The sequence below is a fragment of the Sporosarcina sp. Marseille-Q4063 genome (assembly GCF_018309085.1).
Classification (GTDB): Bacteria; Bacillota; Bacilli; order Bacillales_A; family Planococcaceae; genus Sporosarcina.
The window spans coordinates 1,631,186-1,650,968 of the sequence record NZ_CP070502.1 but is presented as its reverse complement, the minus strand read 5'-3'; the positions used below and the strand labels follow the sequence as shown (position 1 = coordinate 1,650,968).

Here is a 19,783-nt window from a genome sequence, read left to right as displayed (position 1 = left end):
TACTTCCTGCTGCAGATAGCCTTACAATGGGGATACATGAACTAATTTAAAGGAGCAATATCAGCCATGAATATCCCAATTCTATACGAAGACAATCACTTACTCGTCGTTGAAAAGCCTGTCAATATCCCAGTGCAAGGGGATGACAGCCGCGATAAAGATTTACTAACGATATTAAAAGAAGATATAAAGGTTCGTTATAATAAACCCGGCAATGTTTACTTAGGGCTAGTTCACCGGTTGGACCGTCCAGTAGGCGGGGTCATGGTGTTTGCGAAGACGTCAAAGGCTGCGTCGCGGTTATCGGATGTCATTCGAAAAAATGAACTTGAGCGGAAGTATTTAGCAGTAGTAAGAGGTGTTCCGAATAAAAACAAGGCGAAGTTGGAGCATTATTTATATAAAGATACGAAGAAAAATAAAGTGCACGCTGTTTCCGCCAATCACAAAGAGGGAAAGAAAGCTGTTCTTGATTACGAAACGATTCGCAGTTCAGACGGGCTAAGCCTTCTATCGGTTCGTCTTCATACCGGTCGTTCACATCAAATTCGCGTTCAATTAGCCGAATCGGGAACACCGCTATACGGCGATCAAAAATACGGACAACATGTCAACCGTCCCGGACAGCAAATCGCTTTATGGGCGAATCTGCTTGAATTTCCGCATCCGACAACGAAAGAAATCATTCGAGTCGAATCACGTCCGCCGAATGAGTATCCTTGGAATCTCTGGACTACGATCACAAAACATTAAAATAAAAGGCTGTTCCCAGACACTTAAAGGTGAATGGGGACAGCCTATTTTCTTTGGTCGGGTTCTGTTAAGCCTTTTGTGCGGAAAGATGTGCATCAAAGGCATCGATAATTTCAAGGAAGTGACTTGCTTCACGGAAAACATGGTCGGCAAGAAGAGGGTGGATGATGCTTTTTATTTTACACTCCTCGATTAACTCTCTTGCTGTTTTCTTGAAGTCTCGTAACGACACAACAGACACGCGATTTTGATCAAGAAATTGTTCAAAGAGCGGTTTTGTTTCGGATTGAGGACGCATATGATCCAGGTCTTGTGCCTGGTAAAGAAGTTTGTCGAAATCTTCGCTGAACCCACGTGCTTGATCGACAAGTTTTCTTTCAGAAGGATCTAACAAGTGCCCTATGAATTTTGAGTGATCCGCCATTATTTTCAAGAAAAATACATTCTCATCGATAATTGCATCGGCTAAAGGCTTTATCTTACCTTCATTTAATTCTTTTAATCGTTTAGCAAAATAAAATGCTTCCCGGCTAATATGGTCAACTAATAACGGAAAGTTATTTCCGTTAATTTGACAATGTAAAATAAGCCCGAGTACTTTTCGTTTATATGCCCAAATAGAAACTGCTGCTTGATAGACTTGAATATTAAAATTTCTAATCACTTCAGGGTCTGTTCTTTCGTTATATTCACTAGCTTGTTCTTCAATCCGTTCAAATATTGCAATGTAATGCTTTGCCTCTTGTATTAACTTTGTATCATCCGCGGTAAATCCCAAACTTAAAAAGAATGCGTGCTCTTTCATAATCCGTGACCAAAATCGAATCTCTTCCAACGATTGGGTTACAAATGTAGAAATTGAATGTTCACTCCCCATATAGTATTCACCATACTTATAGTATTCCAGGTTGGATAGATTGACACGATTAATGGTCATCCTACTTGTATAACTTGCAATGTCGCTAACTTATAATGAAAATGCTCTTGTAAATCAGCAACAAGCATGACAACGTCTCCCTCTTTTAACTTGACTAGCTGACTAGAATTCAACGTATTCGAAGTGAGTGATTCCGTCATCGAGTACGATAAATCATATAAATCATTAATCTTGATTTGAAAAGATGAAGGCGTGCAGGTGATCACTTGTGATTCGAGGACGATTTTGTAATCGATTTGATAAACGCCATCATTCGTTATCTTTAAACCTTTGTTTGTTAATTGAACTTCACATAAAGGTCCTGATTCGCAAAAATCGATAATACCAGAATCGGAATTACCGGTTTCAGTATAGGCGAAGCCGTATGCGGATTCGAAACTTCCTTTTGGACCCCGTTCACCTCTTGAGCCTTTATCACCTTTATCTCCTTTATCGCCTTTTGGTCCGATTGGTCCCTGATCTCCTTTGTCCCCTTTTTCTCCAGTAAATCCTCGAGGTCCCGGTCTTCCTGGCTCTCCTTTAGGGCCAGGGATTCCTCGTTCCCCGTCATAACCGGCAGGGCCTTCATAGCCTCTGGGGCCTCTAAATCCCCTAGGGCCACGCGATCCTTTACATCTGTCGCATTCACGGCAATAGTTGCAGTCATCCATATATTTTCCTACCTCCAAACCTGTTAAATTTCAAAAAACTTATTACTAGTATATGTACGAGAGGTGATTAGAGGTAGGTGTAGTGACTGTGAATGTTAAATGAACCTAGACAAGTCACGTTCGCATTTGTAATTCCATAATGTATGTAGAGGTGGAGCTATGGCTAAACTTGCGACTTTGATTTTTATCTATGCAGATATTTTTATAGCCCTTGGTTTTTACGCTTATTTACTGGGGATAAAAAAACGAATCGGATTTCAATTGGGGATGAATATTAGCATTGTAATGGGCGGCATGACTGCAATGCTTGCCGGCGTGCTTCTAATTAGTCAATATCCATTTCACTTTACGTTAATTACGATAATTTCTACATTGATCGGATTAGGAGTAGGCGCATTATTTGGTCTTTTATTCGATTACCAAACATTTGTGACTGGGTTAACGAATGGGATGGTCATTGGGATAATGGCTCCGATGATTGGAACGGTTATAGAAATGCCGTCCGTGTTTATCATATTCATTCACGGATTGTTTGCGTTATGTTTGCTCGCAATCTCGATTTCAATCAGAAGGGCGTGACGTAAACATTGCTTATCATCGGTATATTATTTATTTGGAATTTAGTCGAATTAACAATCGTGTATTTACTATTAAATAAGAAAAAATTGTTAGTCGATGACCGTTTTATCATGACAATGTGCACGGCAATTACATCAGTATCTTCATTGGTGGTGGCGCTTCAATTGAAATTGTTGTTAGATGATCGAGCTTTTTTTCTGTTTCCGATGATAGTTGCGTTACTCATCGGATGGAGATTCGGTTCTTTACTAAAAGCACCAGCTGCATTAAATGGGATTTACAATGGCATCATCGGGGGCGTCATGGGAACAATGCTAGGCGCTGTTCTGAAGAATCCGGCTCTGTGTAAGATTCCTATGGAAGCAGAATCAATGATTGAGATAAATATGCTCTCCCTTGCAACTTTCGCGGCTTGTCTTTTAACGCTAGTCTGTCGGATCGTCCGTTATTCATTTAAGGTGTGAGGGAGGGATTTACACTGAAGAAATTAGGGAGTTTGCTTTTATTGGTAGTTGGATTTATGGCTTTTTATCTCTTTTGGCCGCAGTCGATTGATTTGCCGAAAATAGGAACTGTGGAAGAATGGTCGCTAACTGAAGATGGAAATAGTCAAGACTTTCATGATAAACCGAAGCTAATATCGTTTTTCTTTACAAATTGTCCAGACATTTGTCCCATGACAATGTGGGACCTGAAAGAGTTCCAAAAACTGATGCGAGAAAAAGGTATCGCAGATGACCGGTATATTATCCTATCTGTCACACTGGATCCTGAATATGATACAAGTGAGAGAATAAATCAATATAAAGAGTTATTTGAAATAACGAGTCCGAACTGGTTATTTATACGAGGATCACTAGAAGAAACAAAGAAATTCACACAGTATTTTAATTTCTATTATGAAAAAAATGTAGACGGCTTTGTCACTCACTCCACATCCATGTATATTGTCGATTCCAATGATTATATAAGAGCCCATCATGATATGGCAATAGGAAAAAAACGCGTCAATATCGAAGAGATTGCAAACCATTTGGAGATGTTAATCAAATAACTTGGATTTATTTTCTCACAAGTTCATTGGAGGCCGACCATTATGCAAGAAAAGAAATTACCTGAAGCATTTTCATCGCCGACAAGTGCTGTTTCCTCGGAAGAAACGAGGGTGCTGACAGAATATATTCACCAGAAAAACTTGTTCAGGGTAACCCGAAAAGATGAAACGCTTCGGAAACCCGTAATGTTGAAGCAGTTTTTTAAAATGAAACGACACCAACAAGTAGTCGTTTCTTCTGTCATTAATGAAAACGTGACCGTGACGACTGAAGGAAAAGTGTCAACGATTGGACGAGATTTTGTCATGATTACTGATTTAAGAAAACGAATCTGGATTCCTTATCCAGCGATTGAATCCGCAACTATCCCCTTTGGATTTCCTACTTATTCCGACTCCCAACAACATTTTATCTATGACAATCACTTGCAACAAAAACTCGTCCTTCAATTTGGCGACACGGTAGCCAAAAGGGAGGAACTCGTTCGACAGTTTTTTGAAGAATCACTTCAAACAAATCTCCATTCATGGAAAGGTTTATGGGTGGAAGTTCGAACAAGTAAAAAAACTTGTTACGGAAAAATAAAGAATACAACCAAAAAAGAACTTTTCCTCAAGCTTTTCAATAAAGAAAAGGCAATCAAATTGAGTGAATTACAATACGTTTCCACAGTCCGATGGTTTGCTATTTGGAGGAACTTATTAGTTAAGAAAGGGAGGTAGTTAAATGGTTCAACCAGCTTTCATACACGATGAGGATTTACTGAATTTGAAAGGAAAAGAACTTTTAGTCATAACACGGGCGGTACAACTTAACTTATTAGGTCAAGTTTTTCGACCGATTTTTAATGGAAGAGTTACTGAGGTCGGCGAAGGGCATCTGACACTTTCACCCGTCATCATAAAAATGGTGAATGCACCGTTTTATGAATTTCCGTTTCCGCTTAGTATTCCGCTTGAACAAATTGTATCCTTCACGACCGAAGTTCCAAGTGATGAGGTATTCCCGTTATTATGATCAAAGAGAGGGGTAAACATGACAACTAATCGTGAAAGTAAATCGATTAATGCCAGTAAGGATGAGGGGATTATTGAACATTTCAGGAAAAATATCGGACGGCGGGTGTTTATATTAACAGAAGCTTTCCCGTTTATGTTTATTGGCACGATTAAATCATTGACCAATGACATGGCCTTATTGGCTGTCGAGACGACTTCCATCCCCGCCTTGGAAGGGAAAGAATGGACCTTGCATATTCACTCAATTGATGTTTTTTATATAGAAACAGGACTCGGTCCGAAAATACCTGAATTGAAAGATTGATAGAAAGGAGGTATCCCATGATAAGAAGATACCATGCGGTAGCGATTCCAATTCGAATCGTTTTGAACTCGTTCGGAGATCATAATCCAAATGGAATGATCTTCGTATTAAAAGAAAATGAACAGAAAGTAAAGAAAATGGTTGAGAAAAATCCTTTCTCTCCCGTTGACCTTGTTCAACCCCTAATTATTCGGGCAAATGAAGGAGATACAGTGGAGATTCTGCTTGAAAATCAATTATCCTTCCACGTGGGCCTCCATTTTCAACAAGCTGAATATGATGTGAGAAATGCTGACGGTGTGAACGTTGGATTGAATGATGAAAGTACAGTTTCTCCCGATGATTCTTATTTATATCGAATCCATGCCGTTAAAGAAGGAACGTATTATTTTTCCGATTTAGCAAATCCGTCAAGTGGTGAAAATGGTTCTAATTCGAATGGTCTGTTCGGCGCGTTGTTTGTTCAGAAACGCTTTTCTTGGTGGACCGATCCCGAAACGGGAAAGCCGATGAATAGCGGTGTATATGCTGACATTCATCACCCGATTTTGCCGTCTTTTCGGGAATATGCTTGGGTTTTTCATGACGAAATGGAAGTTGATGATTTAACGGGGAATCGTCCGATAAATCATTTAACGAACCAGGAAGAGGAATCATTTCACGGGGCTAATTACCGGTATGAACCTGTGAATAGGCGCCAACAGTTAATTACTGAAGGTGTTGTTTGTCCAAATTGTGAGGGAGAAGAAGTCCATCATGATTCATGGGTTTACGGGGATCCGTCTACGCCAATTCTACGAGGATATATCGGTGACCCTGCAAAAATTAGAGTTGTCCACGGCGGGGTAAAAGAAACGCACGTCTTTCATTATCATGTTCATCAATGGTTGAGCGACACGCAGGACCTTTCTTCTGAAATTTTCGATGCGCAAGCGACAAGCCCGCAGTCGCATTACACGATTGAACCGCTATACGGATTGGGTAGTTTGCAAGGGTCTTTTGGAGATGCAGTTATTCACTGTCATCTATATCCACATTTTGCGGCCGGAATGTGGGGGATGAATCGGGTTTTTAATACACTTCAAGATGGCAGCCAGTGCTATCCTAACGGCGTTCCGATTAAATCATTGCAACCATTACCCGACCGGAAAGCACCGCCAAAACCGACAAAATTAAAGCCAGGATTTCCAAATTTCATTCCCGGAAAAGTAGGATACAAGGCGCCGCGTCCGCCACTTGGAATTGTTGGCGGCAGGGGTTTGACTGAGTTAGAGAAAAATGCTGCTATTGAAAAACCAAGACCGGGTGCGGTATTTACAGACCCATGTATTGGAGAAGCACCGGTGAAGGTGTATAACATTTCACTAATCGAGTTGCCAGTTACCTATAATAAGCAAGGTTGGCATGACCCAAAGGGAAGGGTTTATGTTTTAGATGAAGACTTGGAAGCTGTTTGTTCAGGGGAGAAAGAACCTGAACCTCTCGTAATTCATGCGTCAGCTCATACTTGTTTCCACATTAATTACACGAATAGATTGCCTCATATTCTTGACGGGGATGCGTTTCAACTTGTGACAAGAACATACGAGACAGGATTTCATATCCACTTTGTAAAATTTGATGTATTGGTTAATGATGGGGCGAATGTCGGATGGAATTATGATTCTTCCATTTTACCGGGCGAAACGATGCAATACTCCTATTACGCTGACGTCGAGTTGAAAGCATGGTTTTTCCATGATCATATGTATCCAAACGCGCATCAGCAACATGGCGTATTCGGAACGGGCGTTGTACATCCACGGTTCACCAAGTTTTTAGATTGCAAGACAGGAGAGGAAGTCGTTCATGGAACGCAAATCACTTCTAGTAATCCACTAATTCCTGATTATCGCGATTTTGCATTATTTGTTCAAGACTTCGCTTTGTTGTTCGATAAAAATGGCAAACCCCTTCAACCGCCGAAGTTTCCAGGATCTGATGATGACCCGGGTTTATTTGGTGTGAATTATAAAAATGAACCTTTGCAATTTCGACTAGGTCCTGATGCTGATCCAGCGTATTCGTTCAGTTCCTATACTCACGGCGACCCAATCACGCCAATATTGAGAGCTTACGAAGGAGATTCAATTCGCATTCGCCTTCTTCAAGGTGCTCAAGAAGAATCTCATAGCTTTAACGTTCATGGATTAAGTTGGCTGAAAGAACGCGGAAGTTTGGATTCAAATCAAGAAGAGCAACAGCATATCGGAATTTCTGAATCGTTCACGATGGAAACGTATATTCCACGTTCCGGCGATTATTTATGGGCGTTCGAGACAGAAGAAGATTTATGGAACGGGCTTTGGGGGTTAATCCGCGCTTATGATGAAAAAGTGCCGGATTTAATTCCTCTATCAGATAGACCGAAACCATCAAAGCGTTCAAAGCCGCTGCCAGAATGTAATGGGAAAAAGCCGCCGCAAGCAGAAAATCCCGTGCTTATTCCCGTGGAAAATGGGCCAGTCCGCTATTTTGATATAGTCGCTTTCCAATGTCCGATAGTTTATAACGATTTCGGTGATCATGATCCGCATGGAATTATTTTCGCGCTTCGAGAGGATATGGACGCGATTGTAAAAGGAACGAAAAATCCAGAACCTTTAATTATTCGGGCCAATGTCGGCGATACCGTGGAAGTAACGTTAACGAGTCTGTTGGAATTCGATAAATTCCCCTTCAAAGATGGGATTCATCCTTATCCTGAAGTGAAAGAGCAAGCGTTTTATCCACCGTCCTTACGAATTTCGCTGCACCCCCAACTAATTCAATATGATGTGAAAAATTCGGCAGGGGAGACTGTTGGATTTAACGGAGACCAAACGATTGGACCTGGTGAAAAAAGAACCTATCGTTGGTGGGTAGTATCTCAAGTAGGCGCCTGCGGTATGTGGGATATGGCAGATATACGAAACCATAAATCGCACGGTGCATTTGGGGCTTTTATCGCGGAACCAAGGGGAACCGAATATTTGGATCCATATACGTTGAAGCCGGTTCGAACCGGAGCGAATGTTATTTTGCGCAATCCTTTTTTACCGGAAATACGAGAATTTGTCATGATTATGCATGACGGCGTGAGACTACTCGATAAAAATAACCAAGTCATTTTCGATCCGGTTGACGGCATTTTGTTGCCGCCGCCAGAGATTGATGAGGATTTACTTGATACGTATGACCAAGGCTCACGCGGTTTTAATTATCGAAGTGAACGGTTAATTAACCGCTATCAAAAAGAAAAAGTGCTACATGATTTATTTAGTTCTCATGTGTTTGGGGATCCAGCAACCCCTTTGTTTGAAAGTTATGTAGGGGATCCAGTAACAATTCGATTAGTCACACCGTCAGAACGACGTAGGTCACACACGTTCAATCTTCATGGACATCGCTTTCGTTTCGATACAAAGGATATCAATTCGCGAACGGAATCATTCGTTGGATTCAACGTTGCAGGCGCCGTGCGAAATCTAGAACTGTTGGGCGGAGCCGGTGCTTACGGGAACCATCCAGGAGATTATATGTACCGCTCTGGAAATATTCAATGGGACATCGAGCAAGGCATGTGGGGAATCATGAGAGTTTATAACGCGTTACAAGAACATTTGCCACCATTAAAAATAGATTTGGATGGGTTGTGACGATATGGATAATGAAGATAAATTGCATGAAGAAGAACATTGTTGTCCTGAACGATTTCCTTCGCCGCAACTTCCTTCCCCGGCGGATTGTTTGCCCCCAGATGAATTGGCTAAGTTGATAGAACAAATAAGGGATACAAATGAGCTGCTGCTTGATTTGGCGCTATCAGATAGCCGTTCGTCCAATGAAACCTATCGAAAGGTTTTTGACGGATTGACCGGACTTCGTGTTGAAATCGCGAACCATAAGGATGAAAAAGTTATAGGGGTCGTCACCTTAGTTGGATCTGATTTTCTGGTTCTACGGGAAAATAGGCATACAACTCTAGTTCCATTTGACAAGATTGATGGGATACAGCCATATGGAAAGTACGCAGAGCCCTATCCGGAGTCGAAAATTGACGGTTTGAAACCATCATTACAACGCAAATTAACCGCTCATTTCGGTGAAGCCGTTGCTTCCTCACCAAAATTGATCCAGCTGTTTTTCGGAATCCCTTTGGATATCTATTTACGTTTACTAGAAGATAAACGAGTTAAAGTAACGCTTGAAGACATGATTATCGAAGGGGTTATATCCGATGCAAATAAAGAATCAATCACGGTGGATGTAGATGGAAAGAGGAATGTCATACCGATTGAGGAAGTGTCGTTAATAGCTGTTAACTTGTAAAAAAATCCGAAATTTACCGTGACTTGAACAGTTCTTATTCAAGTACACGGTTTTTATATGTTCGTTGATTTTCGTTGCGGGCGGACGCTTTCCTTCGGGCGAGCGGACAAGTGCGGAAAGATACAGTTCAATCTTTCCCAGCCGCTTCGTCGCTAAAACCGTGCTCCCAAACGCTCCGCTTTTCGGTCGCAAAAGCCGTTCTTCGTGACGGCTCTTCCTGCAGGGTCTGGGCTAAGGAAAGAGTGAACTTCTCTTTCGCACTTCGCTGATTCGGCTGGAGTCGCCGCCCTCCACTACAATCAACTAATTCACTATACAAATGAAGTTATTATTGGGGTAGAAGGTACCGATTTGTTAGCAAAATCTTATGAGTGCATGCAAATTTGAAACAACAACAGTAAGCAAAAAAGCCATCTACAATAGTAACGGTTCTCTTGAAAGGTGCAAAACGTTAAAAAAACATACGAAAAGGGACTATAAACCACAATGGTTTTGGTCCCTCCTTTTTTATTGTTGTATTAGGGTTTTTGGGTGTTTTTTCAATAAATTGGTTTATCATAATCCGCATATCAATTGGGTGGGTTACAATTGCTAATGCAAGGTTGCCAATTGACGTACCAAACCCCTTACCAGTTAGGTCGCTAATATTTACCACATTGTTTTGCGAAAAAACTATAACTATTTAAGCCTTTATAAACAAAAAAAGATACACCCGCATAACGACTGGGAACGCTCAGCGAGCGTATAGCTCGGATGATATTATACACGATAAAAAGTGCTGAATTAATGTTCAGCATTTTCTTCATTCCTATTGAACTAATCTGTATATAATGCCCCGTTAGTGCAATAAGAACACGAGTTACCTACGCAGTCCGTGTTCTTCGGCTAAAGACGATTCTTCCTAATCCCATGCATGAAATCATGATTATTATTGAAATAATGTATCCCAGTTTCCAACTTTCAGGACTTTTGATTAGCATGAAAGTGATTAGGACAACTAAGAATATTCCTATTAAAAATAAGGGTATTCTTAATTTTGGTTTGTAGTTTTGTACAGTTATCATATCACTTGCAAGAAAAACATTGCTAATTGTCAAGTAACTTGCAGCCTCCACTAAATGAAATAAGGCAAAAGAATAAAAAAAGAAAACTAAAATAGAGTTATTAAACTCGATGTTTAGTAAAAGGAAGGATATAGGGATACCAATAAGCAGATTCACTATTATTCCCGCTATTCCAACATTAAAATACTGTTTACCATTTAGAGTTTGTGCCTTTTTTTCATCAACAGGCTGGGGTGTAGAGAAGAATAAATAGAATGGCACATGAACCTTAAAAGGATTGTCTTTGCATTTATATTTTGCATATACGACCCCATGTCCAACTTCATGTAACCAAATCACTAAATATAAAGCACAGTACCCAACTATAAAATATAAGAAAGTCATTTATCATCACCTATTCCGTTATTCTATTATACCGCCAACACTTACAAATTACCATGCAAGTTAAAACCTTCTGTTATTTTTAAATGTGGAGCATCTTGTCCGATTATTAATCGGAAGGGTTTTCATCATTTTGTTAAAACGTACTTTCGTTGTTTTATAAAACAAAAAAGCACTGCGAATTGAATTGCAGTGCCAATTGCTGGTCTAATATGATGTTATTTGAAGTGCGAAATTGTATGTTATTTGCTCGTTTGCACCTATGAAGAGAACCCGTTACTACAATAGACGGTTTTTACTTCATTTCCTCATAGGAAGATATTTAGTTTTCTACAATATCCACTCTCAAATTATAGAAACGTCAAAAATCTACCAAGTAAATCCAGCGTAGGCGCCTTACCAGTGGTAGCTGGAGCGATAAGCCAGACAGTGGTCTTCTGTCTGGCTTATCGCGGGAGGCATCCACCAGCGCCGAAGCATTTTTATAGAAAATACTCAGTTTAACTTGTTATATAAAGAAATCTATTCAGCATTCTCCATCAAAAACAAACTAATTCAACCCTATCTATATCCTTAACCGAGATAATTGATGATTGTCCTTTTTCATGTGGTCTATCTTCGCTGGGGTCTCCGGTAATAATCTCCACAAAATTGAATCCGACAAAGTTTAGGGTGCCTTGAATTTTATTTCCGTTGTCCAACTTAAGAATAACTTCATTCCAAAGTAGCCTGTAGAGTCTGTAGGTAATACTATTTTCAAGCCCTTCTAATCGAATTGTAAACTCCGTATCGCAAAGCTCTTTTCGACAACCAACTTGTTTGCACGGCGGACATGTACAATGTTTGGTCTCGAGAATGTGATTTTTATGCGTCTCCATGATTTTCCTCATTTCATTTTACTACTAGTATATGAATAAATAAGGTGAATCAATGGACGTTGAACTCAAGGACTAACAGTCGGTTCCATAACAGTCATTGTTCGATTATACGTATTCATATTTACCGTCGCGCCGATTGGTATCGTCGCTTTAAATCTGCCGTGCGCAGTGGCAAGATTTGACATCAGCGGTTTACCCAACGGAACCAAGAATTGATTGATCAAATCGGTATAAGTTTTTCCATAGGCCGCTTGGCAATTTGTGCATTCACCCATAATAATACCTAAACAATCATCGAATTTCTTCGCCAATAAAAGGTGATTCAAATATCTATATACGGTGTTAATGGGTTCATGAGTTTCTTCAAGAACAATAATTTTTCCATCCGTATTTATTTCAAATGAAGTCCCTAAAGTACCTACGAAAGAGGTGAGATTTCCGCCGACGATGGGTCCAGAAACATTACCAGGAACCAAACTTCGCAAGGCCACGCCAGGTGGATTCGTAATTTGCCAAGGAGATGTTACGGTCGATGTCGCATGGAAGAATTGATCGAAGTTATATTTTGGCGTATTTGTTTTAAAATCGATCAAAAGAAGACTTTGAAATGTGATTAACTGGGCATACTCATAAAGTACGTTCAGCAGAATTGTTATGTCGCTATATCCTGAAACAATTTTCGGGTTTTGGGCGATTATTGAAAAGTCTAGATAAGGAAGAATTCCTTCAACGCCAACGCCGCCCCGTGCAGGCAAGATCCATTTTACTTTTTTATTTTCAAACATGTTCATCAAATCCGACGCCATTTGTTCCGGGGTTGCAGCTAAGAATCCACTCGCGGAATAAACATGTTCACCGACAACGACTTCGTAGCCGATACTTTTTAAATACGAGATTCCTTCATTAATCCGATTTGCTGCCAAGGGACTTCCTAAAGTAACGATTCCGACAGTATCCCCTTTTTGCAAGCGGGGCGGTTTTATAACCAATTTTCAATCCTCCCAATTTTTAATGGGTAAATTTTTAAGGCAAATTAATTTGCCGTCTTGGACATTCTAACGGTTATCTTATACTATGATGACAACGGTAATAAAAGCATTGGAGGGTTTATGTATGAATTTATTACAAGTACGAAAAGGTCAATTTGTCTATTATAAAAATGAATTGCATAAAGTTTATTCTGTTCGTCCCTTATCAAGATTGTCCATAAAATTATTTCGGATTAAAGACATGGAACAGGTGAATTGCAGAGCTGACGAACTCACTTTGCACCGTCCGCAACATTTGGACTCCCTTATATTCCAAGGCGCGCGTTACACACTTCGAAAAGACAAGCAAGCGGAAGTAGATGGATATATCTTAATTACGCATCCGGATCCTGGCCAATTAGATCATTATACGTTAAACGAATTTGAAAAAGTCGGCGAACTTGTTGGCGATAAAGTATATACGACGCTTTATAACACGGTGAAGCCGAAAGAGTTTTTAGTGTTAGAACCCGGCATAGCGCCTGATAGTCGAAAGATTGATTACTTAGACCAATCACTTGTGACCCCGGAACAAGCAGCGGCAGACCGCGAATTAAAAGAGCAAGCTGTTGAAGAGGCGTCGAAAAGACCATCAGTAGGCGACATTTATCTTAATTTGGATAATGGGATTAAATCAATGGTCGTCGCACTAGTGGATGATGAGGCGGTTTTGGGACACGGTGAACGTGTGAAGGCCGTTGATTTGTTCAATTCGGATAGCTGGAACGTCATTTACTCTACAGGTGAAGAAGACTTTTAAGTTTACATGTAAATACATTGTTGCGACAGCTGGTTATGTCGCAACAATGTTTTTTTGTTTGGCGTGATCAACTTTTACTTGCTCATACTCGAGACGAACCGCAAGTTTTTTGTTAGAATAGGGAGGTTGGGTATGAAAGGAGATTTACTATCATGCGTACTTTTAAAAAATCATTAGCATTTGAATATATACAAATTATTGTCGGTGCCGCGTTAGTCGGATTGGCGTTTAATATATTCCTCTTGCCAGCACGTTTAGCAGCTGGGGGAGTTTCAGGAATTAGTACGATTCTTTATGAAGTATTTCAATTCAATCCGGCCTACGTGCAATGGCTTATCAATATTCCGTTATTAATCGTCGGCATTGTATTTATAGGCAGGGAGTTCAGTGTGAAAACGCTCGTTGGAACTTTGTTCGTGCCGTTTACGATATGGGTTACCCAGGGCATGAATCTTTCGGTAGATAATCCTTTACTCGCCGCAATTTACGGCGGGATCATGCTAGGCGTCGGACTTGGTATTGTTTACCGCGGAAATGGTTCAACGGGTGGCACGGCGTTAATCGCACAAGTGTTGAAAAAATTTACGGGTCTTTCCAGCGGATTTTCACAACTTCTCGTTGATGGATTAGTTGTCGTCACATCAGCGTTTGTCTTTAACTTCGAGTTGGCTTTGTATGCGCTCATGTCCATTTATGTCACAAGCAAAGTAATCGATTTTGTCCAATTGCAGACATCGCCGACAAAGTTAATCCTTATCATTACGGATAAAGAAGAAAAAATCCAATCCATTATTAAAAATGAAATTAACCGCGGCTTAACGAAAGTGAAAACGCTGGGCGGTTATTCAAATGAAGAGAAGACAATGATTTTATGTGTCGTTGAACAATCAGAAGCCATCTATTTTAAAAAGCTGCTACAAGAAGTTGAACCAGACTCGTTCGTCATTTTCGTAAATGCATCCGAGATTCTTGGTAGAGGTTTTTCAAAAGCGCAATTTGATAAGGGTTTTTGAACGCGCACTTCGTTCAAAAAACAACCCTGAATCACTCAGGCATATTTTTGAGGATCCTAAAATAGCTCTGCCGGAAAAGGTTTTTGAACGCGCACTTCGTTCAAAAAACAACCCTGAATCACTCAGGCATATTTTTGAGGATCCTATCAAAAATAGCTCTGCCGGAAAAGGTTTTTGAACGCGCACTTCGTTCAAAAAACAACCCTGAATCATTAAGGCATATTTTTGAGGATCCTATCAAAAATAGCTCTGCCAGAATAGATAGTAAAACGTAAAAAAATCCAGCACTCACTTTTAAGGCGAGTGCTGGATAGTTACATTTATTTTTTATCAGTCGGGTTATTGTAAGAACTTTTACTGCCCTTAAGCTGTTGTTGCGCTTCCTTTTTTAATTCGGAAACTTGATCTTCAGCTCTTTTCGCTGCATCCTCGGCATTTTTAGCCCAATCAGTGCCCATCTCAACATTTTCGTTCTTTTTATTATTTGATGAATCCATCTGTAAGCCTCCATTCAACTTTCAGGATTGTTCTTTCTATTTTCCCCAATCCCGACAAGATTAAACTGGTTGTTTTATCCTGAATGGTCACTGGCTATTATCTTGAATTCCAAAATAAGCATTAATAATCATTGTTAACGTTTCTTCTGGCATATGAAGGTGTTCGATTTCCGACCCTGCGATTAATTCCACCGTATTGTCATCTTTAAAATCAAAGGAACGGGATAAATAATCGATAAATACGCTAATCATTTCATTTAACCGAACTTCCTCGGCTGTGAGGTTTGCGTTTTCAGCGTTCTCGATGATTTCCAGTTTATCGAAATCAAGCGCATTTTTGATCAACGTTAAAATATCGAAATTCGTCGCTGGATCAGGATTCGTTATATTATAAATTGTATTTGGTTTTGCCTTACTTTCAGCTAACGCTAAAATATCTGCAACATAATTGACCGGCACAAAATTCGAAGTTGCATGTTTACTGCCAAGGACACGATAGACTCTGTCCGGCTCTTCAGATGATCTTGAAATCCGTCGTTTAAATACATCAAGCGCGCGCATAAATCCATATAAGGTGAATTCTGAATCAGCCTCGCCTGTAATGGAGTCGCCTACAATAATTGATGGTCGGAAAATAGATACATCAAAGTCATTAGAATAAGCGAAGGCCAGATGTTCAGATTGCACTTTGCTATCTTCGTATGGATTATGGCCCGCTACATCAATCGGGTAAAGTTCCTCAATTCCATGGGCATGCTTTCCGACGGTATATGCTGTACTGATATAAAAGAATTTAGATACATGTAAGCGTTTGGCAAGTTCAAGTGCCTGCTTCGTACCATCGTAATTAATTGAAAATATTTCGTCGCGTAGTTCTTGGTCGAATTTTACAAGAGCAGCGAGGTGATAAAAAATCGAAACTTCATTCGTCAGCTCGTTGATTTCATCTTCATTCAGTCCGCAGTTTGGTTTTGTTATATCCCCGCGGAGCAGTGTAATGCGATTTGTCGCGTCACCCGGAAGTGTTGAAACAAGCCTTTCAGCTTTCTCTATATTCCTGACAAGCACATATAAATTATGAGTTGTCGATTGTAAAAGATTAGTCAGCAGTTTTCCGCCTAAAAACCCTGTAGTACCTGTTAAAAAAATCGTCAAACCGTACGCCTCCATCAATTGGATTGAAAAATAAATCCTTCTCTAATTTCTATTTTAGATTATCGCATATATCTTAATGAAAAGATAAGAAACACCTCGTAAAATTGACAGTGTCCCTTTTTTGACGTAGATTTAAGGATGTGTGTATTCTTATTTTAGCGTAATGAACGGCTATATAAATTTCATTTTATGGGGTGCCTGAAGGAAAGACACTTGTTAAGAAATGAGGAATTACTAATGAAAAAAGAAGATTTTCTACCAGTGATACTGGGATCAGATGATAATGCTTATGGAATGGCAAGAGCGTTCCACGAACAATACGGAATAAAGAGCGTCGTTGTAACAAAAGGGCATATATTGCCGACGATGCATAGTAAAATTGTTGAAAAAAAGATTTATGAAAAATTGGACGAACCTACGTATTTCATTCAAAGCATGCTTGATTTACATAAAGAGCTAAAAAACCGTGCTGACAAGCTGCTTGTTATTGCGAGTAACGAAAACTACGCTGAACTCGCGATTCGTCATAAGGCAGAGCTTGAACCGCATTATATCCTGCCGTTCATCAGCGAGGAGCTGATGGATCAGGTTGTTTATAAAGAACGTTTTTATGAGATGTGCGAGGAGTATGGTCTCGATTATCCGGACACGCTAATTTTCCAAAAGGGCATGGATCCAGAAATGGAGCTCCCATTCGATTTTCCGATCGTCGTTAAGCCGTCGGATAGCATGACTTATTTCAATGCGCAGTTTGAAGGAAAGAAAAAGGCTTATGTTCTTCATGATAAGGCAAGTTTCACGAAGACAATTAACGACATTTATTCATCGACATACGAAGACTCGTTGATCGTTCAAGACTATATACCTGGCAACGATACGGTAATGCGTGTGTTAAATGCTTATGTCGACCAACATGGAAAAGTGCGGATGATGTGTTTAGGCCGCGTTATACTTGAAGATTATACCCCGATTCTAATCGGCAACTACGTCGGAATTATCGGCGAGGAAAATCAAGAAATTTATGCGAAATATAAAAACTTCCTTGAGAAAATCGGATTTAGAGGCTACGCGAATATCGATTTGAAATACGACCGACGCGATGGCAAATATAAAATATTCGAATTGAATATCCGTCAAGGCCGCAGTAGCTACTTCGTTACGGCAAATGGCTATAATATGGCGAAATACCTTGTAGAGGACCGTGTTTATGACCGTCCTGCACCAACTGAATACGGAACAAATAATCATCTTTGGCATACAGTTCCAAAGGATCTTTTGATCGAATATACGATGGATGAGGATTTGAAAAAACAAGTTATCGATCGATTCGATAAAGGTGAATCTTCAAGCACGCTTTATTATCCGAAAGATTTAGGGCTTATTCGCCGTTTCAAATTAAATTCGTTTTATAAAGATTATTATGGTCGATTTGAAAAATATTTTAAGTTAAAAGAGTAAGGTAATGTCTCGGATTATGGTTAATCTGAGAAAATGGAGGGTTTAACGAAATGGCTTTGCTTGATAAATCAAATAAGCAAGACGTGAAAAGATATGATCATTTTGTTCGAAACTCAAAATTTCGTTCCGTGACTCAAGATCGTTTATGGTCTGAGGTTAAGGACGATTGGGGCAACGAACATGTTTATTTAGAAAAAAACGGTGAAATTGTTGCCGCGCTTTCAATATTGATCAAGCGATTACCTGGTGGATTTTCAGTTCTTTATGCACCGAGGGGACCGGTTTGCGATGTTTCAGATATTGAACTCGTGGAAGAGCTACTTAAAGAAGCAGATGTAGTGGCTAAGAAAAATAAAGCAATTATGTTGAAGTTCGATCCAGAGGTGTCGTATTCGGACGAATTGTACAATTTATATAAAAATAACGGTTTCAGTTTAATTTCAAAAGATGATGATCAAGACAAATTAATACAACCGAGATTAAATATGATTCTCTATTTGGAAGACCATGATGAAGAGTCTATCATGATGAAGTTTTCGAAAAGATGTAGAAGTTCGATTCGCGGTTCGGCTAGAAGGGGCGTAGAAGTCCGTTATTCAAGAAGCGATGAAGATATTGAAATCCTTCATAATGCGTATATGACAATGGCCGCACGGAACAAAATTTCAACTCGATCAGTCGAATACTTTAAGCAAATCCGTGATTCTTTTGGAGAAAATTGCAGAATCTATATCGCGACGCATGAAGATGATATATTAGCAGCTGGTTTGACAATTAATTATTACGGGAAATTATATTTCTTGTATGCAGGAAGTACGAATATAAAACGTAACTTGAACCCGAATCATCTCATGAATTACGAGATGATTAAATGGGGAATTGAAACAGGCGCCGAGCAATACGACTTTGGCGGTGTTTTCGAGCTGTCGAACAATGATGGTTTATATATGTTTAAAAAGAGTTTTTGCGATAAAGATGAACCTGCCCAGTACATTGGTGAGATAAACAAAGTTTATAAACCGTTTATGTACAATGTGTTGGAGTCTGTCGTTCCTAAAATCCAAAACTTGCGGAAGAAAATTAGTCGCAGATAATTGTTGGTGAAATCATAAAGTAAAGGTTTTGAAGTGATATGAAAAAGAAAACTTTAGGCATTATCGGCGGCGTCGGGCCATTGGCGACGATGTATATTGGCGAAATGCTTGTTCGACTTACAGATGCTGATACAGATCAAGAACATATAAATATGGTTATCACCAATAATACAACGATTCCGGACCGAACCGCATTCATTTTAGGGGAAAGCACGGATGATCCTGTGCCGTATATTATTTCTGATGCGAATCGACTTCGCGTAGCTGAAGCTGAAGTATTAATCATGCCGTGTAATACTGCGCATTCCTTTTACGATCAAATTCAAAAGGAATCGGATTTGCCCATTATCAATATGATTGATGAAACGGCAGCACGTGCAAAACAGCTTAATGCGGAGCGTGTAGGGATTCTTGCGACTACAGGGACAATTTCTTCAGGCGTTTATCAGGATGCGTGTGAAAAGTATGGGATGACACCTGTATTGCCAGATTCCCATATCCAATCACTTGTCATGTCGCTCATTTATGACGATGTTAAAGCTGGAGAACCTGCCGATCCAGATAAATGGAATGCAATCAGCCGATCGATGAAGGATGCGGGTTGCGATGTTCTTATTCTTGGCTGCACGGAACTGTCAATCGTGCGTAAAGAATTAAAGCTTGAAGGATGCATCGATTCGCTTCTCGTTCTTGCCGAAGCAGCAATAACGGCTTGCGGATATCGTTTGAAGTAAAAAGAAGCATTCAGAAGTATGCGAAGGCAACTTCTGAATGTTTTTTTAATGAATAATAAAACGGCTATGATACA

The 19,783-nt window shown here is 39.8% G+C and carries 21 protein-coding genes; 14 read left to right on the top strand and 7 right to left on the bottom strand.

Annotated features, from left to right (window positions below; genetic code table 11):
* Positions 1 to 66 precede the first annotated feature (66 nt).
* Entirely contained in the window at positions 67 to 753 is a 687-nt protein-coding gene (locus JSQ81_RS08525; RefSeq protein WP_212607201.1) for an RluA family pseudouridine synthase, read from the top strand.
* Positions 754 to 820: 67 nt separating this feature from the next.
* On the opposite strand, the gene JSQ81_RS08520 is transcribed toward JSQ81_RS08525, so the two are convergent.
* Both JSQ81_RS08520 and JSQ81_RS08515 read right to left on the bottom strand, forming a co-directional pair.
* Positions 821 to 1,630 (bottom strand): DUF2935 domain-containing protein, encoded by an 810-nt coding sequence (locus JSQ81_RS08520; protein ID WP_212607200.1) that lies wholly within the window; start codon positions 1,628 to 1,630, stop codon positions 821 to 823.
* 56 nt (positions 1,631 to 1,686) lie between these two features.
* The gene (locus JSQ81_RS08515) at positions 1,687 to 2,340 is read right to left on the bottom strand and encodes a collagen-like protein (RefSeq protein WP_212607199.1); all 654 of its coding nucleotides are present in this window, start codon (positions 2,338 to 2,340) and stop codon (positions 1,687 to 1,689) included.
* A gap of 159 nt (positions 2,341 to 2,499) precedes the next feature.
* On the opposite strand from JSQ81_RS08515, the gene JSQ81_RS08510 reads away from it, so the two are divergent.
* The 8 genes from JSQ81_RS08510 to JSQ81_RS08475 are packed head-to-tail and all read left to right on the top strand — an operon-like array spanning position 2,500 to position 9,647.
* On the top strand, positions 2,500 to 2,919 hold the full coding sequence (locus JSQ81_RS08510) for a hypothetical protein (protein WP_212607198.1): 420 nt from the start codon (positions 2,500 to 2,502) through the stop codon (positions 2,917 to 2,919).
* An 8-nt stretch (positions 2,920 to 2,927) separates the two neighbouring features.
* Positions 2,928 to 3,383, top strand: a complete 456-nt coding sequence (locus JSQ81_RS08505; protein WP_212607197.1) for a hypothetical protein — start codon at positions 2,928 to 2,930, stop codon at positions 3,381 to 3,383.
* A 41-nt stretch (positions 3,384 to 3,424) separates the two neighbouring features.
* Positions 3,425 to 3,973 (top strand): SCO family protein, encoded by a 549-nt coding sequence (locus JSQ81_RS08500; protein WP_249336679.1) that lies wholly within the window; start codon positions 3,425 to 3,427, stop codon positions 3,971 to 3,973.
* 42 nt (positions 3,974 to 4,015) lie between these two features.
* Positions 4,016 to 4,696, top strand: a complete 681-nt coding sequence (locus JSQ81_RS08495) for a hypothetical protein (protein WP_212607196.1) — start codon at positions 4,016 to 4,018, stop codon at positions 4,694 to 4,696.
* Positions 4,697 to 4,700: 4 nt separating this feature from the next.
* Positions 4,701 to 4,991: a hypothetical protein gene (locus tag JSQ81_RS08490; protein WP_212607195.1), complete on the top strand. Its 291-nt coding sequence runs from the start codon at positions 4,701 to 4,703 to the stop codon at positions 4,989 to 4,991.
* A gap of 18 nt (positions 4,992 to 5,009) precedes the next feature.
* Complete coding sequence (locus tag JSQ81_RS08485; RefSeq protein WP_212607194.1) at positions 5,010 to 5,297, top strand: hypothetical protein; 288 nt, start codon at positions 5,010 to 5,012, stop codon at positions 5,295 to 5,297.
* Positions 5,298 to 5,314: 17 nt separating this feature from the next.
* A complete protein-coding gene (locus JSQ81_RS08480; RefSeq protein ID WP_212607193.1) occupies positions 5,315 to 8,974 on the top strand; it encodes a multicopper oxidase domain-containing protein in 3,660 nt (1,219 codons plus the stop codon).
* Positions 8,975 to 8,978: 4 nt separating this feature from the next.
* Positions 8,979 to 9,647 carry a hypothetical protein gene (locus tag JSQ81_RS08475; protein WP_212607192.1) on the top strand — a complete coding sequence of 223 codons (669 nt, stop codon included), beginning with the start codon at positions 8,979 to 8,981 and terminating at the stop codon, positions 9,645 to 9,647.
* Positions 9,648 to 10,510: 863 nt separating this feature from the next.
* Here JSQ81_RS08475 and JSQ81_RS08470 read toward each other — a convergent pair.
* The 3 genes from JSQ81_RS08470 to JSQ81_RS08460 all read right to left on the bottom strand — a co-directional run bounded on the left by JSQ81_RS08470 (position 10,511) and on the right by JSQ81_RS08460 (position 12,959).
* Complete coding sequence (locus JSQ81_RS08470) at positions 10,511 to 11,095, bottom strand: zinc metalloprotease (protein ID WP_212607191.1); 585 nt, start codon at positions 11,093 to 11,095, stop codon at positions 10,511 to 10,513.
* A gap of 536 nt (positions 11,096 to 11,631) precedes the next feature.
* A complete protein-coding gene (locus JSQ81_RS08465; RefSeq protein WP_212607190.1) occupies positions 11,632 to 11,970 on the bottom strand; it encodes a hypothetical protein in 339 nt (112 codons plus the stop codon).
* A gap of 65 nt (positions 11,971 to 12,035) precedes the next feature.
* Positions 12,036 to 12,959: a S66 peptidase family protein gene (locus JSQ81_RS08460; protein ID WP_212607189.1), complete on the bottom strand. Its 924-nt coding sequence runs from the start codon at positions 12,957 to 12,959 to the stop codon at positions 12,036 to 12,038.
* Between the two features lie 124 nt (positions 12,960 to 13,083).
* Between JSQ81_RS08460 and JSQ81_RS08455 the strand changes: the two genes are divergently transcribed.
* Positions 13,084 to 13,758 (top strand): hypothetical protein, encoded by a 675-nt coding sequence (locus tag JSQ81_RS08455; protein ID WP_212607188.1) that lies wholly within the window; start codon positions 13,084 to 13,086, stop codon positions 13,756 to 13,758.
* A 152-nt stretch (positions 13,759 to 13,910) separates the two neighbouring features.
* Positions 13,911 to 14,771: a YitT family protein gene (locus JSQ81_RS08450; RefSeq protein ID WP_212607187.1), complete on the top strand. Its 861-nt coding sequence runs from the start codon at positions 13,911 to 13,913 to the stop codon at positions 14,769 to 14,771.
* Between the two features lie 320 nt (positions 14,772 to 15,091).
* Here the strand turns inward: JSQ81_RS08450 and JSQ81_RS08445 are convergent, their stop codons facing one another.
* Together JSQ81_RS08445 and JSQ81_RS08440 are read right to left on the bottom strand one after the other, a co-directional pair.
* Positions 15,092 to 15,268 carry a hypothetical protein gene (locus JSQ81_RS08445; protein WP_212607186.1) on the bottom strand — a complete coding sequence of 59 codons (177 nt, stop codon included), beginning with the start codon at positions 15,266 to 15,268 and terminating at the stop codon, positions 15,092 to 15,094.
* 87 nt (positions 15,269 to 15,355) lie between these two features.
* Positions 15,356 to 16,423 (bottom strand): SDR family oxidoreductase, encoded by a 1,068-nt coding sequence (locus JSQ81_RS08440; protein ID WP_212607185.1) that lies wholly within the window; start codon positions 16,421 to 16,423, stop codon positions 15,356 to 15,358.
* A 237-nt stretch (positions 16,424 to 16,660) separates the two neighbouring features.
* Here JSQ81_RS08440 and JSQ81_RS08435 point away from each other — a divergent pair, with 237 nt between their 5' ends.
* Genes JSQ81_RS08435 through JSQ81_RS08425 form a run of 3 tightly spaced genes read left to right on the top strand, consistent with a single transcriptional unit; the run spans position 16,661 to position 19,709 of the window.
* Complete coding sequence (locus tag JSQ81_RS08435) at positions 16,661 to 17,881, top strand: carboxylate--amine ligase (RefSeq protein ID WP_212607184.1); 1,221 nt, start codon at positions 16,661 to 16,663, stop codon at positions 17,879 to 17,881.
* Between the two features lie 50 nt (positions 17,882 to 17,931).
* A complete protein-coding gene (locus JSQ81_RS08430) occupies positions 17,932 to 18,975 on the top strand; it encodes a lipid II:glycine glycyltransferase FemX (RefSeq protein ID WP_212607183.1) in 1,044 nt (347 codons plus the stop codon).
* A gap of 38 nt (positions 18,976 to 19,013) precedes the next feature.
* A complete protein-coding gene (locus tag JSQ81_RS08425) occupies positions 19,014 to 19,709 on the top strand; it encodes a cysteate racemase (RefSeq protein ID WP_212607182.1) in 696 nt (231 codons plus the stop codon).
* Positions 19,710 to 19,783 lie beyond the last annotated feature (74 nt).